2 protein-coding genes are annotated in these 2,708 nt (G+C 74.7%); both read left to right on the top strand.

Translation table 11 applies throughout. The annotated features are described in order from the left end of the window. A partial coding sequence (locus HGA02_RS15660; RefSeq protein WP_168680003.1) for a CotH kinase family protein occupies positions 1–2,004 on the top strand: 2,004 nt, incomplete at its 5' end. Positions 2,005–2,134: 130 nt separating this feature from the next. Continuing rightward, positions 2,135–2,708: eCIS core domain-containing protein (locus HGA02_RS15655; protein ID WP_168680001.1), on the top strand; the 574-nt coding region annotated here is incomplete at its 3' end.

Raw genomic sequence — 2,708 nt, 5'->3', positions numbered from 1 at the left:
CCCGCCGCCGCACCGGTGGCTGCCGCCGCACCGGTCCCCGCCGTCGGGCCGGTCGGCACCGCCGTCGACGCCGGGCTCACGGGCGACGTGACGTTCTCGCAGCCCAGCCGCACGTTCACGGGCAGCCTGTCGGTGACCCTCGGGACGACGGTGGCCGGCGCGCAGGTCCGGTACACGACCGACGGCCGTGCGCCGACCGCGTCGTCGCCCGTCGCGACCGGACCGCTGACGCTCACGCGCAGCACCGAGGTGCGGGCGCAGGCGTTCACCGGCGGCACCCCGACGGGGGCACCGGGATCGGCGCAGTACGTCGCCGTCGCCGTCACGACCGCGCACGACCTGCCCGTCGTCGTGCTCGACTCCTACGGCGGCGGAGCCGTCGGCGACGACTACCGGAGCACCGCGCTGCTCGAGCTCACGCCCGGCGCCGGCGGCACGACCACGCTCGCCGGGACGCCGACGCTCGCGACGCGCGCCGGCTACCACCTGCGCGGCCAGTCGAGCCGCATGTTCGACAAGCTCCCCTACCGGCTCGAGCTGCGCGACAACGCCGACGACGACCTCGACCTGCCGCTGCTCGGCATGCCCGCCGAGTCCGACTGGGTGCTGCGCGGGCCGTTCAGCGACAAGTCGCTGATCCGCAACGCGCTCGTCCTCGACCTCGGCCGGGCGATGGGGCTCGCGGCGCCGCGCTACCGGTTCGTCGAGCTGTACGTGAACGAGGACGCGCAGCCCGTCGCGGCGAACGACTACCGCGGCGTCTACATGGTCATGGAGACGATCAAGAACCAGAAGAACCGGCTGGACCTCAAGGACCTCGACCCGACGGACGTCGAGCCGCCGAAGGTCGAGGGCGGCTACATCCTCAAGCTCGAGTGGCTCGCGTCCGCGGGCACGACGCTCCCGTGCACCGGCGCGGCCGCGACGTGCTGGCGGGACCTCGAGGCGCACGACCCGGACGAGCTCGCGCCGCAGCAGCTCGCCTACATCACCGGGTACGTCCAGCGGTTCCACGACGCCCTGCACGGCCCCGACCCGGCGAACCCGCAGACCGGTTACCCGGCGTACGTCGACGTCGACTCGTTCGTCGACCAGGTGATCGTCAACGAGCTCAGCCGCGAGATGGACTCGTACCTGCGCAGCCAGTACCTCTACAAGGACCGCGGCGGGAAGCTCACCGCCGGGCCGCTGTGGGACTACGACCTGACCTTCGGCGTCGGCGGCTGGTTCCAGAACGAGCAGACGACCGGGTGGCAGTACCAGCAGACCCGGCAGCCCACCGGTCCCGACTGGTTCGCCGTGCTGATGAAGGACCGCGCGTTCGCCGACCGCGTCAAGGCGCGCTGGCAGGAGCTGCGGCGCGGGGTGCTGTCCGACGCGCAGCTCGACGCGCGCATCGCGTCGCTCACCGCACCGCTCACCGCCGCGGCGGGGCGCAACTTCCAGCGCTACCCCAACCTCACGACGTCGATGATCGGGCCCTTCACGACCACCACGACCGGGACCTGGCAGGGGCAGGTCCAGGACCTGCGCTCGTGGCTGCAGCGCCGTGCCGCGTGGCTCGACTCGACCGCCGCGTGGGGCGGGCCGGTCGCGACGCCTACCCCGACGCCCACCCCGACCGTGACACCCACCGTCACCCCCACGCCGACGGTGACACCCACCCCGACCGTGACGCCCACCCCGACCCCGACCGTGACGGCGGGCTGCACCGCCACGTTGACCGTCGTGAACCGCTGGCAGGGCGGCTACCAGGCCGACGTCCGCGTCACCGCCGGCACCGCGGGCACGCGCGGCTGGACCGTCACCCTCACGCACCCGGCCGGCCACGGGCTCAGCCAGGCGTGGAACGCCACGGTCACCACCGCCGGTCAGACGACGACGGCCCGCGACGTCGCGTGGAACGGCACCCTCGCCGCGCACGCGTCGACCACCTTCGGCTACCTCGGCACGACCCCGGGCAGCAGCGGCGCGACCCCGACCCTCACCTGCACCGCCACCTGACCCGCCGCCCGGTGCCCGATCGGGCGTCGGGGAGTGCCCGACGGGGTGGACCGGGCGCTCCTCCCGGGCCCCGGCGTGCGGTGGCAGCGTCGAGCGGGTCGAGGAGGACCTGCGTCGAGAGGGGCCGACGATGCACAGCCACGACCACCTGGAGGGCACCGAGACGCTGCGGCCCAAGGCCGCCCGCGCCGACGAGCGCGACACCGCCCCGGTCGTCGCGCGCGCGCTCGCGGAGGGACGCCCGGACCGGCTCGACGCGAGCGGGCTCACGTACCTGCAGCGGACCGCGGGGAACGCGTCGACGGCGGGCCTGGTCGAGGAGGAGCGCTCGCCCGTGCTCGACGTCGTCGGGTCCGGCGGCGGCCGCCCGCTCGACGCGGACACGCGCGCGGACATGGAGGGCCGGCTCGGTGCCGACTTCGGGGACGTCCGCGTCCACACCGACGGCGCGGCGTCCGACTCGGCCCGCTCGGTGGGCGCGCACGCGTACACCGTCGGCTCGGACATCGTGTTCCAGCGCGACGCGTACGACCCGACGTCCACGGCGGGCCGCACGACGCTCGCGCACGAGCTGACGCACGTCGTCCAGCAGCGCAGCGGACCCGTCGACGGCACCCCGACGGGGAGCGGCATCAGCGTCTCCGACCCGGGCGACCGGTACGAGACGGCCGCCGCCGCGAACGCCGAGCGCGTCATGGCCGACC

The sequence above is a fragment of the Cellulomonas septica genome, assembly GCF_012396155.1.
In the GTDB taxonomy this organism is placed as follows: Bacteria; Actinomycetota; Actinomycetes; order Actinomycetales; family Cellulomonadaceae; genus Cellulomonas; species Cellulomonas septica.
This window is presented reverse-complemented; position numbering and strand designations above follow the sequence as displayed.